Origin of the sequence: Ruegeria arenilitoris (assembly GCF_013032445.1) — a bacterium.
Taxonomy (GTDB): Bacteria; Pseudomonadota; Alphaproteobacteria; order Rhodobacterales; family Rhodobacteraceae; genus Ruegeria; species Ruegeria arenilitoris_F.
The window spans coordinates 151,327-166,906 of record NZ_WQCA01000003.1 but is presented as its reverse complement, the minus strand read 5'-3'; the positions used below and the strand labels follow the sequence as shown (position 1 = coordinate 166,906).

14 protein-coding genes are annotated in these 15,580 nt (G+C 58.9%); 3 read left to right on the top strand and 11 right to left on the bottom strand.

What is annotated here, in order from left to right:
* Positions 1–48: 48 nt before the first annotated feature.
* The 3 genes from GOW98_RS05230 to GOW98_RS05220 form a co-directional block, all read right to left on the bottom strand.
* The gene (locus tag GOW98_RS05230) at positions 49–1,398 is read right to left on the bottom strand and encodes a cytochrome P450 (RefSeq protein WP_170330012.1); all 1,350 of its coding nucleotides are present in this window, start codon (positions 1,396–1,398) and stop codon (positions 49–51) included.
* Positions 1,395–2,609 (bottom strand): hypothetical protein, encoded by a 1,215-nt coding sequence (locus GOW98_RS05225; protein WP_170330011.1) that lies wholly within the window; start codon positions 2,607–2,609, stop codon positions 1,395–1,397. Before GOW98_RS05225 ends, GOW98_RS05230 begins: the two co-directional genes overlap by 4 nt.
* Positions 2,610–2,672: 63 nt before the next feature.
* Positions 2,673–3,425, bottom strand: a complete 753-nt coding sequence (locus GOW98_RS05220; protein WP_170330010.1) for a cytochrome c biogenesis CcdA family protein — start codon at positions 3,423–3,425, stop codon at positions 2,673–2,675.
* Between the two features lie 105 nt (positions 3,426–3,530).
* On the opposite strand from GOW98_RS05220, the gene GOW98_RS05215 reads away from it, so the two are divergent.
* Positions 3,531–3,764: a sulfurtransferase TusA family protein gene (locus GOW98_RS05215; RefSeq protein ID WP_170330009.1), complete on the top strand. Its 234-nt coding sequence runs from the start codon at positions 3,531–3,533 to the stop codon at positions 3,762–3,764.
* Between the two features lie 55 nt (positions 3,765–3,819).
* Here the strand turns inward: GOW98_RS05215 and GOW98_RS05210 are convergent, their stop codons facing one another.
* The 8 genes from GOW98_RS05210 to purC all read right to left on the bottom strand — a co-directional run bounded on the left by GOW98_RS05210 (position 3,820) and on the right by purC (position 13,941).
* Positions 3,820–6,648 (bottom strand): Rne/Rng family ribonuclease, encoded by a 2,829-nt coding sequence (locus GOW98_RS05210; RefSeq protein WP_170330008.1) that lies wholly within the window; start codon positions 6,646–6,648, stop codon positions 3,820–3,822.
* A gap of 505 nt (positions 6,649–7,153) precedes the next feature.
* Positions 7,154–8,488: a sigma-54-dependent transcriptional regulator gene (locus tag GOW98_RS05205; protein WP_170330007.1), complete on the bottom strand. Its 1,335-nt coding sequence runs from the start codon at positions 8,486–8,488 to the stop codon at positions 7,154–7,156.
* Between the two features lie 13 nt (positions 8,489–8,501).
* Positions 8,502–10,283: a sensor histidine kinase gene (locus GOW98_RS05200; protein WP_170330006.1), complete on the bottom strand. Its 1,782-nt coding sequence runs from the start codon at positions 10,281–10,283 to the stop codon at positions 8,502–8,504.
* 36 nt (positions 10,284–10,319) lie between these two features.
* Positions 10,320–10,988 (bottom strand): phosphoribosylformylglycinamidine synthase subunit PurQ, encoded by a 669-nt coding sequence (gene purQ / locus GOW98_RS05195; RefSeq protein WP_170330005.1) that lies wholly within the window; start codon positions 10,986–10,988, stop codon positions 10,320–10,322.
* Between the two features lie 11 nt (positions 10,989–10,999).
* A complete protein-coding gene (locus tag GOW98_RS05190) occupies positions 11,000–12,043 on the bottom strand; it encodes a zinc-dependent alcohol dehydrogenase family protein (RefSeq protein ID WP_170330004.1) in 1,044 nt (347 codons plus the stop codon).
* A gap of 4 nt (positions 12,044–12,047) precedes the next feature.
* Entirely contained in the window at positions 12,048–12,278 is a 231-nt protein-coding gene (gene purS / locus GOW98_RS05185) for a phosphoribosylformylglycinamidine synthase subunit PurS (RefSeq protein ID WP_109311572.1), read from the bottom strand.
* 116 nt (positions 12,279–12,394) lie between these two features.
* Entirely contained in the window at positions 12,395–13,057 is a 663-nt protein-coding gene (locus GOW98_RS05180) for a MarC family protein (RefSeq protein WP_170330003.1), read from the bottom strand.
* 128 nt (positions 13,058–13,185) lie between these two features.
* A complete protein-coding gene (purC, locus tag GOW98_RS05175) occupies positions 13,186–13,941 on the bottom strand; it encodes a phosphoribosylaminoimidazolesuccinocarboxamide synthase (RefSeq protein ID WP_170324827.1) in 756 nt (251 codons plus the stop codon).
* Between the two features lie 187 nt (positions 13,942–14,128).
* On the opposite strand from purC, the gene GOW98_RS05170 reads away from it, so the two are divergent.
* Together GOW98_RS05170 and bmt are read left to right on the top strand one after the other, a co-directional pair.
* The gene (locus GOW98_RS05170; protein ID WP_170330002.1) at positions 14,129–14,446 is read left to right on the top strand and encodes a DUF1476 domain-containing protein; all 318 of its coding nucleotides are present in this window, start codon (positions 14,129–14,131) and stop codon (positions 14,444–14,446) included.
* 120 nt (positions 14,447–14,566) lie between these two features.
* Complete coding sequence (gene bmt, locus GOW98_RS05165) at positions 14,567–15,580, top strand: betaine--homocysteine S-methyltransferase (RefSeq protein WP_170330001.1); 1,014 nt, start codon at positions 14,567–14,569, stop codon at positions 15,578–15,580.

Below are 15,580 nucleotides of genomic sequence, written 5' to 3'. Positions count from 1 at the left end.
TCCGCGTTTTCCATCGCATACAGCAAGGCGCAGAGTGATGGTAGTTTGTTAGCGCTCAACCACGCGCAACCAAATGCCGTCCTTCGACCGCACCGTTAGATGTGCCACCGGAACGGGCGTGCGGCCCTCGACCAGTTCAAATCGGAAGTGCCGCAGCAACATCGACAACAACAAGGGCCCTTCGACCATCGCAAACCCAGCCCCGGTGCAGACACGCGGGCCTGCCGAAAACGGGATAAAGGCCTGCCGCTGGCATGACTTGCCGTTGTCGGTGGTCCAGCGGGTGGGGTCAAAATCGTCGGGGTGGTCCCAGAGACGTTCCTGCCGGTGCAGATGCCAGGGGCTGATGACGATCTGCGACCCTTCGGCGACCTCCCTGCCCCGGAATTGTTCCGGACAGGTCGCCTCTCGCACCATCATCGGCACCGGAGGATACAGGCGCAGCGCCTCGCGGAAGACATCCCGGCTAAGGCGCAGTTTGGATACGGTGGCAAAGCTGGGATCGTCCAGAAAGCCTGTCTCAGCGCTCAGCTTTTCCTGCCATTCAGGGTACAGCGCCATTAGGTAGAGGGTCCACGCTAATGCCGATGCACTGGTCTCATGCCCCGCTAAGAAGAAGATAGCGACCTGATCCACCATCTCTTGCGTGTCAAAACACTGTCCGGTTTCGGGATCGGGCGTGGTCATGATCTTGGTGGCGAGATCGTCGGGAGCCTGACCCAAGGCAATCAGTTTTGCCCGCTCCGCTGTAAGCTGCTGGATCAACGCGCGGATATCCTTGGCGTTGTGGCGCGTTTTCCGAGCGTGCAAGCGCGGCACCCAACGCGGCAACGGGATAAATGCTGCGATGTTCAGCAAAGGTTGTTGCCGCTGATAGGCCCGAAACTTTTCGAACACCTGTGACGCCACCTCATTTTCGATAGGCACCGAGAAAAGGGTTCGGAAAATCACATCTGCAGCGGCGTGGCTTGTGAGTTCCTCGCATTCGATCACATCACCCGCCTGCCCTTTCAACCGTGAAACGCAGGCTTCGGCGGCCTCCAGCATGGCCGGAAAGGTATCCTTCAGCCGTCCGCCCTCAAATGCCGGATCGATGATCCGGCGCTGTCTTTTCCAAGTCTCACCATTGGTCAGAAAGACCGAGTCTCCCAGCAGCGGGCGCAACCCCTCGCTGATGCGACCGGATTTGGGAAAATCGTCGGGGCGTTTCTTGAGAACCGTTTCCACAAGCTCGGGCTGGTTGATCATGTAAGATCGGAAGAACGGCGTGCGAAACTCAGCCATCCATGCGCGATAAAGCCGTTGCGGCTGCGCCGACAGCAGGTCCTTGCGGAACAGTTTCAGATACCGCCACAACGATACCTTGTCCGGACGAGGCGATGGCTTTGGCGGTTTCATGATCGCACTGATCTGTATTTCGAGATTGGCTGCTCGATCCGTGATTTCGAAGGCGCGCGCCCGTCAAACCGCTGGCCCAGGGTCAAAGGGCCTGCGGTGATACGGAAATAGTCGTAGTCTCTGGGGCGATCAAATGCGCAGAGATACTGGAAATGTAGCCGGAAAAAGCGCCAGCGCAGTTCCTGCCAACGCTCTGGTGACAGGGTTTGCGTGAATGCTGCCGAAAGGACCAAAGGCCAGCGCTTTTGGTCGATCGCCACGCCGCTGACACTCACCGGGTCACATAGGGCAAACGCACACCCGTCGCCAGGCGCGGACACATCAACCCAGGTGATATCGGGTTGCTCGGACAGGAATTGCAGATCAGTGCGCAGGTCTTCCGCGTCGGGCAGAAACGAAACCATCGGCACCACCTGCCCCAAAGTCAGAAAGGACAGTGCCGGTCGGGTATCAGACAGCCCGGCTTCGCGGATCAGATCAGCCAGAACCGTTACCCCAAGATGCGCGCCCGAGGAATGGCCGACGACCAGAACCTCGTCCACTTCGGCCTCAAGTGCGTTTCGAATATGAGAGGTGAATGCCCGCAACCGGGTCTTCAGTTCCACCGGAACAGCGCCGTTCTGCACGGCTGAATAGGCGTAGTCGTGCATCAGGTAATAGACAAACAGACGGTTGTCGATTTTGCGGAACCATTGCAGCAGGGTAAATGCGGCGGCAATCGATGGCACCAAGGCAAACCACTCTGCGATGGACCAAAGCAGCGCAGCCACGGCCCACGCCACCAAAAGCGCCACCGCCAATTGCACAATGAGCATTCCAACAGGGTAAAGCGCGGCGATCACCGGCCCCTTGCGCAGCCGCATCAGGCGCCACAACGCACCGGACCCGATATACGTCCACGCGGTCCGCAACAGTTGCAAATATGTCGCGGGGATCGAGTTCGACATGCTGTCGCGCACGATATCCGACCAGACCAAAACGTCGATATCCGCCTCGACGTCGACACCGTCCTGATGGGAACGAACGTGCCAGCCGTATGGCCCCTCACCCGACTTTGGCGAAATCGAAACCTGATAGCCGGATATCTCTGCCTGCGCCCGGCTTTCCTTGCGGTACAGCTCGCGATATCGGCGCGGATGAATCGGATCATAGCCGGGAATGTAGAACACCCGACGCCTGCGCACCCGAGGCTGATTTGTGTGACTGCTCATGCCCTTACCTTCTGTGGCGCAGGTTAGCGCAGCCTTACCGGCAAGGTAAGTCGGATCAGCAATTTACCCGAAATTGGCCAGCGCCGGGAAGGTCTCCAACAGCCACCAGCTGAATTCGGTGAACAGGCCGGTGATCAGCATGATGCCGACGAACAGCAGCAGACCACCCATGACCTTTTCGATCGTGCCCATGTGGGGCTTGATCCGGTTCATCACCGACATCGACCGGTTCAGGAACATCGCCGCCAGCAGGAACGGAATGCCCAGTCCTGCGGCATAGACACCCAGCAACAAGGTGCCTCGTGCAACCGAGGCCTCTGACGCGGCCAGCGACAGGATCGCACCCAACTGCGGGCCAATGCACGGCGTCCATCCGAACGCAAATGCCAGCCCCAGAATATAGGCGCCAAAGACTGAGCCTCCGGAATCACCCGCGTCGATCCGCGCTTCTCGATCCAGGAAGGGAATGCGGAACACGTTCAGGAAGTGTAGCCCGAAAACGATCACGACCGCGCCTGACAGCTTGGCAAACAACACCTGATTCTGCAGCACAAACGCCCCGAAAGCCGAAGCCGTGAAACCCAGTAGCAGGAACACCGTCGACAGGCCCAGCACAAAGAACAGCGCGGACATGGTCGCCTTGCGCCGCGCCGCGGCCTCATCCTGCATCTCATTGATTGTCACACCGCTCATATATGCCAGATAGGGCGGCACGATGGGCAGCACGCAAGGCGACAGAAAGCTGATCAGCCCGCCCAGCATCGCGATGAACATGGCAGGCAGCAGGCCTGCGTCGATGATATCAATTCCGAACATGGATCAGCACATAGGGTATCCAACCAGCCGCGTCACGGGGCCATTCGGTCACATCCCCGTGCGTCGGTGCTGGACAGTCAGGCAAAGTGGAAATATCTCAACCTCATGTCAAATCCCACTGAAACGCTGGATGCGCTGGGTCTGTTGTGCCCCTTGCCCGTCCTGAAAGCCAGAAAACGCCTCAAATCGATGCCTTCGGGGTCGGTTTTGCGCGTTTTGGCCGATGATCCCGCCGCCATCATCGATGTTCCGCATTTCTGCGCTGAAAGCGGGCACCAACTGTTGTCGCAAGAGGACGCGGACGGACACCAAATCTACCTTATCCAAAAAGCAGGCTGAGGCAGAAAAACATCCGGACCAAGAAAAAGGCGGGCCCGAAGCCCGCCTTTTTCTCTTATTGCCCCAATGACCACCAGCCGCGCCGTTTCGGCTTGGCGGGTTCGCTGGGCTGTTCGGGCTCTTTCGCCACAACCTCAAGAACAGGTTCCGGGGTCTCTTCGACCACCTCTTCTACTGCGACCTCAACCTCAACGGTTTCCACAGCCTCGACCGCTTCCACAGTTTCAGCAAAGGGTTCGGCCACTTCTTCGGTCTCCGGTTCGCTTGCTTCCTCAGACTCAGCCTCAGGTGCCTCTTCCGCAACCTCAACGGGTTCGGGCTGTTCGCTGGCCTCTTCTGCTTCGGGCTCCGTCACGGCCTCGGCTTCGGGCGCAGGGGCTTCTTCTACCGCTTCAGCGACGGGCTCAACCGGGCTTTCCTCCGCCGCTTCGACAGGGTCCGCATCCTTCTTCTTGCGGCGCGGAGCCCGGCGACGCTTGGGTTTTTCGGTTGTCTCTTCCTGAGCAGCCTCTTCCGCCTCGGGCTCTGACCCGGGCTCTTCGTCCGCCTCAGCAGAAGCCTCTTCGTCGGTCGAAGTTTCAGGCGTTTCACCAGCCGTATTGCTCTTCTTGCGGCGACGGCGACGACGCTTGCGCTTAGGCTTAGTCTCTTCGTCGGTCTGAACCGCTTCTTCTTCGACGACCGCTTCTTCTTCGTCCGCGTCTACCAAATCCATCAGCGAGGCGTCCACCGACACCACCGGTGCTGTAGCCTCGGGCACGACGCGGCTGGCGGTCTTGAACTTCTCCATCGAGAAATCAGGGCTGACTAGGTGCACATCACCTTCGACCCGAACCGACAGACCATAACGCGCTTCGATCTGCGCGATATGCTCGCGTTTCTGGTTCATCAGGAAGTTGGCGATGCTGACCGGGCAACGCACCAGAACCTCGCGCGAGCGGCGGCGGGTGCCTTCCTCTTCGATCTGGCGCAGGATAGTCAGCGCCATGTTGTCGTCGGAACGGATCAAACCGGTGCCGTGGCACGACGGGCATGGCTGTGTCGTCGCCTCAAGCATACCGGGGCGCAGACGCTGACGGCTCATCTCCATCAGGCCAAAGCCGGAAATTCGGCCCACCTGAATGCGCGCGCGGTCGGTTTTGAGCTTTTCCTTCAGGCGCTTTTCGACGGCCGAGTTGTTCTTGCGCTCGTCCATGTCGATGAAGTCGATGACGATCAGACCGGCCAGGTCGCGCAGGCGCAGCTGACGCGCCACTTCTTCGGCAGCTTCAAGGTTGGTTTTGAGCGCGGTTTCCTCGATCGAACCTTCCTTGGTTGCCCGGCCCGAGTTCACGTCGATCGCTACCAGCGCCTCGGTGACGCCGATCACGATGTAGCCACCGGATTTCAGCTGCACTGTCGGGTTGAACATGCCCGTCAGGTAGCTTTCCACCTGATAGCGTGCGAACAGCGGCAGCGCATCCTCATACCGTTTCACGTTCTTTGCGTGGGACGGCATGATCATCTTCATGAAGTCCTTGGCGATGCGGTAACCGCCCTCACCTTCGACCAGAACCTCGTCGATATCGCGATTATAAAGGTCGCGAATCGAGCGTTTGATCAGGTCGCCTTCTTCATAGATTTTCGCAGGCGCAATGGATTGCAGGGTCAGTTCGCGGATCTGTTCCCACATCCGCTGCAGGTACTCGTAGTCGCGCTTGATCTCGGACTTGGTGCGCTTGGCGCCCGCGGTTCGGATGATCAGGCCCGCTCCGGTCGGAACGTCGATTTCCGAGGCGATCTCTTTCAGCTTCTTACGGTCCGGCGCGTTGGTGATCTTGCGGCTGATCCCGCCACCACGCGCGGTGTTCGGCATCAGAACGCAGTAGCGACCGGCCAGCGACAGGTAAGTGGTCAGCGCCGCTCCCTTGTTGCCACGCTCTTCCTTGACGACCTGCACCAGCAGGACCTGACGAACCTTGATGACTTCCTGAATCTTATAGCGACGCGGACGCGGTTTGCGCGGCGGACGAATGTCTTCGCTGTCATCCTCATCGGCCACCGACTCGATGCTGTCATCCTTGGCGGACGCATCAGGGCGAGACTCTTCCTCGGCCTCGTTGTCAGCTTCAGTCTTGTTCTCGTCTGCTGCGGTCTCTTCCGCCGGTGCGTCCTCGGCAGCGCCGGCCTCATCAGCCGCACTCTCGACGTCAGCCTCGGCAGATGCCTCAACCGTTTCACCCTCGGGTTCTTCGGCTTCCGCCGTCGCCGTTTCCGATGCGTCAGTCACGCCTGCCTCGACCTCAGCAGCGGGTTCTTCCGCAACCGCAGCTTCCTCTGCGGGGGCTTCAGCCTCCTCCGACGCCTCATCTGAGGGTTCTTCGACCGGGGTCTCAGCGACATGATCCATCGGAGAGGTGCCTTCGGGAACCGACAGATCAGCGCCCTCTTCCCCTTCGTCCAGATCGATCGTTTCCATGCCCGAAGGCTCAGAAGAAACCTCAATCGTTTCGACCGGATCGTCCGATTTCACATCCGCTGCCTTGGTGCGCGACCGCGAGCGGCGTTTCTTGGGCTTGGCCTCTTCGGCCTCATCCCGGGCTTTCATCGCCTCGGCATAGGCGCGCTCTTCTTCCATAAGCGCTTCGCGGTCGGCGACCGGGATCTGGTAATAATCCGGGTGAATTTCCGAGAACGCGAGGAAACCATGCCGGTTTCCGCCGTAGTCCACAAAAGCCGCCTGCAGCGACGGTTCGACCCGTGTTACTTTTGCAAGGTAGATGTTGCCGGCAAGCTGGCGTTTGTTTTCGGATTCAAAGTCGAACTCCTCAACCTTGTTTCCGTCGACCACCACAACGCGGGTCTCTTCCGCGTGGGTGGCATCGATAAGCATTTTCTTAGCCATGTGTCCTTGGTGCACCGCGCCAAACGCGTTGTCCTGACCCGTCCGGGGGGACAGGCGCTTTTGGGGTGGTGTCTTGTCAGGGCGATATCGGACGGCGCGCGGCAGGGTCTGGCACTGTGGCCCCCTGCCCGTATTCTCGATCGTTGCGCGCGCGTCATCGCGGTTCTTCTCCGACAGACGCGGCTCACCGCTGTCTGCCCATTATATTCCTTTCGCCCGCATCAGCGGGCTCAGGCGTTCATTTGCCCCAACCTGGGGCCTAATCGGTCTGCTTTGCCTCGTGGGATTATAGCCATCCGCGGCAGAGCAGCGAAACTCAAAGATTCGGGGCTTAGGGGCTGAAAACCGGCCCGGCCCGTTCGGACACAATAAAAGCAGTCCTGTGGAAAAGACAATGGGCAAACTGCACCAAGGGTCCCGAACACCGATCAGGATCCCTTCATCTGGTCAAAAATTTCCTAGGGGATTCGCCCAAAGGGCGGCGGGGGCAGAGCCCCCTGCCCAATTACAGGTAATCCGAACGCTGCAGGCCGTATTTGGCCATCTTCTCGTTCAGCGTTCGCCGCGGCAGACACAGTTCTTCCATCACAGACGCAATCGAACCCTTGTGGCGACGCATTGTGTTGTCGATTAGCATCCGCTCAAACGCTTCGACATATTCCTTGAGTGGTTTGCCCTCGGTCGTCATCACAGGCTGCATTTCCTCGTGATCCGACATCAGCAGCGACGCAATCGTGCCCGATCCACGGCGAGACTGCAGCACGGCGCGTTCGGCAATATTGATCAGTTGTCGCACGTTGCCTGGCCAAGGCGCCTGCAGCAGTTGCGCAGCTTCTTGGGCGCTGACCTGCGGTGCATCACAGCCGTATTCCTCGGCAAACTGCTCGCTAAGGCGGGTGAACAGCGTCAGGATGTCCTCGCCGCGCTGGCGCAGCGGGGGCATTGTGATCCGCAGAGCAGCCAAACGGTAGAACAGGTCTGGGCGCAGCACGTCTTCGCTGGTTTTTCCGGCCTCTTGCAGATTGGAAATCGCGACGATCCGTGTCTCGGCTGGCGTTCCCTGATCGTTCATGACGCTCAGCAGCCGAGCCTGAAGCGTGTCGCTGAGTGCTTCAACGTCTTCAAGAACCAGAGTACCCCCGCGCGCCTCCTCAATGGCCGGCAATTGGGCATCTTCAGGCAGCATCGGGCCAAACAGACGTTTGGACAGAACCTCTTCTTCCAACGCCGCACAGGACACCAGAACGAATTTCTTACCAGCCCGGCTGCCGACAGCATGCAGAGCGTGTGCAACCAGCGTTTTGCCAGTACCAGTCTCGCCATCAATCAAAACGTGGCCGTCCGCCTGCCCCAAATCCAGAATGTCTTCGCGAAGACGTTCCATCACCGGGCTGGCACCGATCAACTTGTTCATGATCTGGGTGCCATCCGATAGCTCACGCCGCAACGCCCGATTATCCAGCGTAAGACGGCGTGCATTGCTGGCGCGTTTGGCCAGTTCGGACATCCGATCGGGGTTGAAGGGCTTTTCAAGGAAGTCAAAAGCTCCGACGCGCATCGCCTCAACCGCCATCGGAACGTCACCGTGACCCGTAATCATGATGACCGGCAAAGTGCTGTCCGCGCCCATCAGCTTTTTCAGAAGCTGAATGCCGTCCATGCCAGGCATCTTGATGTCCGAGATGACAATACCCGGATAATCCGGCCCCAGTACTTTCAGCGCATCTTCGGCGCTCGAGAAGGTTTCGGTGTCATATCCCGACAGCGCCAGCCATTGGCTGATCGACTGGCGCATGTCCTGTTCGTCATCAACAATGGCGATTTTCATGGCCTGTGCCATAGTAATTCCTTTGTTATTCAGCGGCCTCAAGGCCATCGCTTCCCAGTATCGGCAACTGCATCTCAAACACCGCACCACCTTGCTGGCTGTTGCGGGCAGTCAGCCGTCCCCCGTGGTCGTTCACGATACCAGAAGAGATGGCAAGTCCCAAACCGACCCCGTCTCCGGGCTGCTTGGTGGTATAAAACGGTTCAAACAGGTTCTCGATATTTTCGATTCCGTGACCATTGTCGCGCACGGTCAGCACCGCCATGTCACCCGCCGCCAGGATGATTTCCACATCCGGCTCTGATACTGATTTGGTGGCATCCAGCGCGTTGCGCAAGAGGTTGACCATAACCTGTTCTATCCGCATCCGATCCCCCATCACTATAACAGGTTCCTCGGGAAGAATTTGAGTTATTTTTACATCGCGTTGCCGCAGTTGCGGTTCCATCATCGACAGGGATGAGGCCAGTGCTTCACCAAGATTTACAGGGGAAAACGCGTCCGCACCCTTGCGTGCGTAAGATTTGAGTTGCCGTGTAATCGCGCCCATCCGTTCGATCAGACCGTCGATGCGGCCGAAGCTGGCCAAGGCCTCTTCCGGGCGGTTCCTGCGCAGCAGTAAACGCGCGCCCGCCAGATAGGTTTTCATTGCAGCCAGCGGTTGATTAAGCTCATGACTGACGGCCGCTGACATCTCACCCAGAGCGGCCAGTTTCGAACTTTGCGCCAGCGTCTGCTCGGCAACTTCCAGTGTCTTTTCAACCCTTTCCCGCTCAGCAATTTCCCGCTGTAGCCGCATGTTCAATGCGCGAAGCTCTGCCGACTCACGCTGGAACAATGCCATCCGGAACGTCGCTCGACGGCTAAGCGCGTAAAAGGCCAGCGCCAAAAGAATCGCAAATCCCATGATCTCAAGCGCAAGGACGCTGTTCACCTTTTCCCTGATCGAGGCATAAGTCGTGAACGATGTCATTTGCCAACCGCGGAACGGAATACGCGTTTCCATTCGCATCACGGCCTCGCCCTGTAGGTAGGCATCAGGTGGTAGAGGAGCGGTCCAATCCGCTGTTGCCCGGATCGCGCGCTGGATAGCGCCTTCCGGCGGCTGACGCAGCATGGCGGCGTTTTCATCCAGCCCGCGCCACTGCGGCTCGGTCGACAAAATGATGGTTCCTGTGCTGTCTGTAACCATCACCGCGTCTGAGATACCGGCCCAGGTCAACTCGAATTTGTGCAGATCGACCTCAACGACAATTACACCAAGTACATCGCCATTGGCGTCGATGCGGCGGGAATAGACGAAGCTGTAGCCACCGGACTCCTTCGGAATAACCGTAAAAATTGTGGCATTCGAGCGTAAGGCATCTATGAAATAGGGCGAACTGCGATGCGCTTCGCCCAGCCTATTTCTGTCTGTTGCCGCCCGCGCAAGACCATCCCGGTCCAACAACATCAAGGATGCGGCACCGATCTCTTCGACAAATGAGATCAGGCGCTGGCTGGACAAGGAATAATCACTGGACTGGAGCGCCGAGATCAATGTGGGATCGCGGGATAGCAATTGCGGTACAATTGCATTTCTGCGCAGTTCACTCAGCAGGTTGCCGGAGTATAACGCCAGACGCACTTCGGCGCGGTTGCGGGTCGACTCTGTGAACCTGTCGGTCAACAGACGGTTCGTAACCCAGATCGTCGCGCAAGCGGCAACCAGCAGAGCGATCACAGCCAAGCGCAGGCGCCACCCAAGAGGGGCACCGCGAAACGGTTTTTTCAAAAAGGACCGGCCATATTGAACATCGGAGCTCATCCGTGAAAATTACGCTTGCTGAAGCGTAACCTCAAGTCACGCTGGTGCGAGAACACCGGACAATGCGCGGAACAATGCCGTTCCATCGGTGCCTCCGTGGCCTGCATCGGCCGCGCGTTCCGGGTGGGGCATCATCCCGAGAACTCTGCGGTTTTCCGATAGGATACCGGCGATGTCACCGACCGATCCATTCGGATTCTCGGTATAGGTGAATGCGATCCGATCTTGATCCTGAAGCGTGGACAATGTGGCGTCGTCAGCAAAATAGTTTCCGTCATGGTGGGCGATCGGAATCCCGATCACGTCGCCTGCGTTATAGCCTTGGGTAAAGGCGCTGTCGCTGGTTTCCACCTTAAGGCCGACGGTCTTGCAGATGTACTTCAATCCTGCGTTGCGCAGCAGGGCGCCGGGCAGAATTCCGGTCTCGGTCAGAATCTGAAACCCGTTGCAGACACCCACGGCGTACCCGCCACGGTTGGTGTGATCGACCACGGCCTTGCAGATCGGCGATTGTGCGGCGATAGCTCCACAGCGCAGGTAATCACCATACGAGAACCCGCCGGGTACGCCCACGATGTCGATACCCTCGGGCAGCGCGGCATCCTTGTGCCAGACCATATCGACCTGAAACCCAGCCTGTTCAAAGGCCACTGCAAGGTCCCGGTCACAGTTCGAACCGGGGAAAACGATGACGGCTGCGCGCATTGCGGACCCTCCTAACAGACAAAATCGGTGACCACGGCAACACCGGGTGGCGCTGGGTGGTCAAAGGCGGCAAGCTCGTCACTCACCTGGTTCAGAGTTATTTTTCGCGTCACCAGCGGGCTCAGATCAACACTGCCCCCGGAAATCAGCGACAACAGCGACGGATAGCGCCAGCTTGGCATCCCGCGGGTGCCGTAGATGGCCAGCTGCCCGGAATACAGCACGTCCATCGGCAGGGACATGTTCGAATGCTGCCCGGTCGGCATTCCAATTTGCACCATGCGGCCCAGCTTGCGCAGTGAGTTTACGGCAGCAACGGTGGTCGTTTCGATCCCCAGCGCCTCAATCGCGATGTGCGCCCCGCCGTTGGTGATTTCTTTCACGGCCTCCGGCGCAATACCGGTGGCCGCATTGATGACCGCATCGGCACCAAGGCTTTTGGCATAGGCCAGCTTGTCGTCCGCGATATCGACCACCACGACGCGCGCACCCAGCGCCTTGCCCAGCAAGAGCGTCGAGATACCTACACCGCCACCGCCGAATATGGCCAGCCACTCGCCGCCCTGTATTTGAGCTCGACCGACCAATGCCTGCCACGCGGTGGTTACCCGGCAGCCCAAGGCCGCTGCAATTTCCGGTGCAAGCGTGTCCGGCAGGGCAGTCAAGTTGGCGTCAGCATGCGCGACGGCAATGTATTCGGCAAAGGCCCCGTCGCAGGTAAAACCGGGCACCACCTGATCCGAGCAGATCGTCTGATGCCCCTGCGCACAGTCCGGGCAATGGCCGCAGGCCAAAATGAAGGGCGCGATCACCCTATCCCCGACCTTCCAGCGATTTACACGTGCACCAACTGCGACAACCTCGCCGCAGTATTCATGCCCGGGTGTCATCGGCAAGATCACATCGGGATCAGACCCCGACCACGCATGCCAATCCGACCGGCAAACGCCGCAGGCCAGCACCCGGACGACAACGCCGTCCTCGGCCGGTTCCGGGTCGGGAATGGTCGTCACCTCAAGCGGTTGACGATAGGTGATCAGACGGGCCGCCCGCATCAAGTCAGACCAGTTCGATCTCGTAGCGTTCGATGACGGTGTTGGCCAACAGCTTTTCGCACATCTCGGTGATGTCGGCCTCGGTCGCGCCTTCGGCCAGTTCAAGGTCGATCACCTTGCCCTGACGCACGCCTTCGACCTGATCAAAGCCCATGGCGCCCAAAGCGTGCCGTACGGCCTCACCCTGCGGGTCGAGGACCCCGTTCTTCAGCATCACATGCACCCGTGCTTTCATTCCCGCAACTCCAGCTGAGGGCCGTGGTTTCAGGCCCGTTCCGTTGCGCGGGGGATAGCGTGCGAAACAGCGTTCGACAACCCTTGTCAGAATACAGTTTGACGCAGGTTGGCCGATCAGCCTCCACCGCTCAAACTGGGAAAGCGCGCTTCTATTGCGTTAAACGTGCCGGTCAGCACCATCTCAACGGCCACGGCGACCAGGATAATCGCCATGACGCGGGTGATGACGTTGATCATGGTCGGTCCAAAAAACCGCGAGATCGGGTCAGCGAACAGTAACCCCAGCCCCACGATCGCGCAGGCAATCAGCACCGCGGACCCCAAGGTTACAATCTCGGCCCCGTCCGACAGCGTGTGGGCAAAGACAATCGTGGTCGCAATGGTCCCCGGTCCGATTGTCAGAGGAATCGCCAACGGCACAACGGCGATGTTGCTTTTCTTCTTGGCGCCTTCTTCCACTGCCTGCTGATCGCCTTGTGGCCGGTCCGAGGCGTTCAGCATCGACATGCCCACCCCCAGAATGATCAACCCACCGGCAATGCGGAACGACGGGATGTCGATGCCGAAGATGGCCAGCACCTCTTCGCCTACCAGCACAGCGATCAGGGCCACGATCACAACGGTGCCCGTGACGATCAGCGCAACGCGCTTGCGCTCGGGCGCCGAATAGCCTTCGGTCATGCTCAGGAAAATCGGAATGCCGTACAGCGGATTAAAAATCGCCAGCAGCGCCGCGAGGAACTTCAGAAAGACAGCCTGATCGAACAATTCGGCCATGTCGGGACCACCCTGGTTGTACCTGCCCCGACAATGCGAAGGACCGGGCGCGCTGTCAAACCACTAGAGCAAAAGAAAAAAGCGCCGTCTGAATGGACAGCGCTTTCAACGTAACTGCACCGAAACGCTTAGTTGATCAGCGTCGGCTTGGTCACGTTGCTTTTCGGCAAGACGCCCAGACGGCGCGCAACCTCGGAATAGGCATCGGTCAGGCTGCCCAGATCGCGGCGAAACACGTCCTTGTCCAGCTTCTGACCGGTCTCGATATCCCACAAGCGGCAGCTGTCAGGGCTGATCTCATCCGCGATGATCAGACGTTGGTAGTCGCCGTCATAGACACGCCCGATCTCAATCTTGAAGTCGACTAGACGGATTCCAACTGCCAGCATCACACCGCTCATGAAGTCATTCACCCGCAGCGCGAGGCTGAGGATGTCCTCCATGTCCTGCTGGCTGGCCCAGCCAAAGGCAGCGATATGTTCCTCGGTGACCAGAGGATCACCCAGCGCGTCGTCTTTGTAGCAGTATTCCACGATCGGACGCGGCAATTGCGTGCCCTCGGCAATGCCCAGGCGTTTCGACATCGACCCGGCGGCATAGTTGCGCACGATCACTTCCAGCGGCACGATCTCGCAGCTGCGCACCAGTTGTTCACGCATGTTCAGACGGCGGATAAAGTGGGTCGGCACGCCAATCTGGGCCAGACCATTCATGAAGAACTCGCTCAGGCGGTTGTTCAGCACGCCCTTGCCGTCGATCACGTCCTTCTTCTCGGCGTTGAACGCGGTGGCGTCGTCCTTGAAATACTGAACGATGGTGCCCGGCTCGGGTCCTTCGTAAAGAATCTTGGCCTTACCTTCATAGATTTTCTTGCGACGCGCCATAAGCGACCTTTCCACTCTGAACAGAGGGAATGAGTCCCCTCACGTTGGCGTTCTCATAGTGCAAGCCCCCCTTTCCCGCAAGTTTACTGACCCGAGGGGCTTTGACGCAGCGCAATTCCCTTGCGAACAGCTGCACGTATAGTCATATCATCTGGGAAGAAGTTGTAATCCAAGGGGTCCCCAACCAATGACCACGTTTGACGAACGCGAAAACGCCTTTGAAGCCAAATTTGCTCATGATGAGGAAATGCAGTTCAAGGCACAGGCCCGCTGCAACAAGCTGCTTGGCTTGTGGGCCGCAGAGAAGCTGGGCAAATCCGGTGCAGATGCCGAAGACTACGCTAAAACCGTCGTGATCGCCGATATGGAAGAAGTTGGCCACGAAGACGTTGTGCGCAAAGTTTCCGGCGACCTGGGTGCTCTGTCCTCGGACGAAGAAATCCGGGCCAAGATGGCTGAGCTTCTGCCCGAAGCCAAATCGCAGGTCCTCAGCGAAACAGACTAAGGCCTTAGCGCCTACCTCATGATCTTCATGAGATTTATGAATTTGATTTAACGCCCCGGTCGTGAGACACGGGGCGTCTCTATATTTATCAGGCTTTTCTGCCTTTTTTGGAACACCCCAATGACAAATGCACTGAGCAAGCTACTCGAAACCAACGATGCTATTCTGGCCGATGGGGCAACAGGAACCAATCTGTTCAACATGGGCCTGCAATCAGGCGACGCACCCGAGCTGTGGAACGTGGATTCGCCCGAAAAGATCCGGGCGCTTTACCAAGGTTGGGTAGATGCGGGCAGCGATCTGTTCCTCACCAATACTTTTGGGGGAACCGCCGCGCGTCTGAAACTGCATGATGCGCAGGATCGGGTGGCCGAACTGAACCGCATTGGTGCTGAATTGGGCCGCGAAATCGCCGATAAGGCCGGTCGCACCGTTGTCGTCGCCGGTTCGGTTGGTCCGACCGGTGAAATCATGGAGCCCGTCGGCAGCCTGTCGCACGCGGACGCCGTTGAAATGTTTCATGAGCAGGCCGAGGCGCTCAAGGAAGGTGGCGCGGACGTTCTGTGGGTCGAAACGATCAGCGCCCCCGAAGAATTCCGCGCAGCGACCGAGGCGTTTGCGTTGGCCGACATGCCGTGGTGCGGTACCATGAGCTTTGACACTGCCGGGCGCACCATGATGGGTGTCACCTCTGCCGATCTGGCGCAGTTGGTCGAAACCCTGCCGAACCCACCGATTGCCTTTGGGGCAAATTGCGGTACCGGCTCGTCCGATATCATGCGCACTGTTCTGGGATTTGTTGCCCAGGGAACCGAGCGTTCGCTGATTTCCAAAGGTAACGCAGGCATTCCGAAATATGTGGATGGCAGCATCCACTACGACGGAACACCCGAACTGATGGCGCAATATTCCGTTATGGCACGCGATGCAGGGGCCACCATAATTGGCGGTTGCTGCGGCACCATGCCCGTCCATATTCGAAAAATGCGCGAGGCTCTGGATACCACGCCGCGCGGATCACGCCCGACGCTGGACCAGATCACCGATGCTCTGGGGCCGTTTTCCTCAGCGTCGGATGGCACCGGCGACGATGCCGCGCCCGAGCGGCGCACTCGACGCCGCCGTCGCGCCTAA

Coding starts and splice junctions, on each gene's coding strand:
- GOW98_RS05225 (WP_170330011.1), bottom strand. CDS start 2,609: ATGAGCAGTCACACAAATCAGCCTCGGGTGCGCAGGCGTCGGGTGTTC.
- purC (WP_170324827.1), bottom strand. CDS start 13,941: ATGGCGCGTCGCAAGAAAATCTATGAAGGTAAGGCCAAGATTCTTTAC.
- GOW98_RS05180 (WP_170330003.1), bottom strand. CDS start 13,057: ATGGCCGAATTGTTCGATCAGGCTGTCTTTCTGAAGTTCCTCGCGGCG.
- purQ (WP_170330005.1), bottom strand. CDS start 10,988: ATGCGCGCAGCCGTCATCGTTTTCCCCGGTTCGAACTGTGACCGGGAC.
- GOW98_RS05205 (WP_170330007.1), bottom strand. CDS start 8,488: ATGGCACAGGCCATGAAAATCGCCATTGTTGATGACGAACAGGACATG.
- GOW98_RS05220 (WP_170330010.1), bottom strand. CDS start 3,425: ATGTTCGGAATTGATATCATCGACGCAGGCCTGCTGCCTGCCATGTTC.
- purS (WP_109311572.1), bottom strand. CDS start 12,278: ATGAAAGCACGGGTGCATGTGATGCTGAAGAACGGGGTCCTCGACCCG.
- GOW98_RS05215 (WP_170330009.1), top strand. CDS start 3,531: ATGTCAAATCCCACTGAAACGCTGGATGCGCTGGGTCTGTTGTGCCCC.
- bmt (WP_170330001.1), top strand. CDS start 14,567: ATGACAAATGCACTGAGCAAGCTACTCGAAACCAACGATGCTATTCTG.
- GOW98_RS05170 (WP_170330002.1), top strand. CDS start 14,129: ATGACCACGTTTGACGAACGCGAAAACGCCTTTGAAGCCAAATTTGCT.
- GOW98_RS05210 (WP_170330008.1), bottom strand. CDS start 6,648: ATGGCTAAGAAAATGCTTATCGATGCCACCCACGCGGAAGAGACCCGC.
- GOW98_RS05230 (WP_170330012.1), bottom strand. CDS start 1,398: ATGAAACCGCCAAAGCCATCGCCTCGTCCGGACAAGGTATCGTTGTGG.
- GOW98_RS05190 (WP_170330004.1), bottom strand. CDS start 12,043: ATGCGGGCGGCCCGTCTGATCACCTATCGTCAACCGCTTGAGGTGACG.
- GOW98_RS05200 (WP_170330006.1), bottom strand. CDS start 10,283: ATGAGCTCCGATGTTCAATATGGCCGGTCCTTTTTGAAAAAACCGTTT.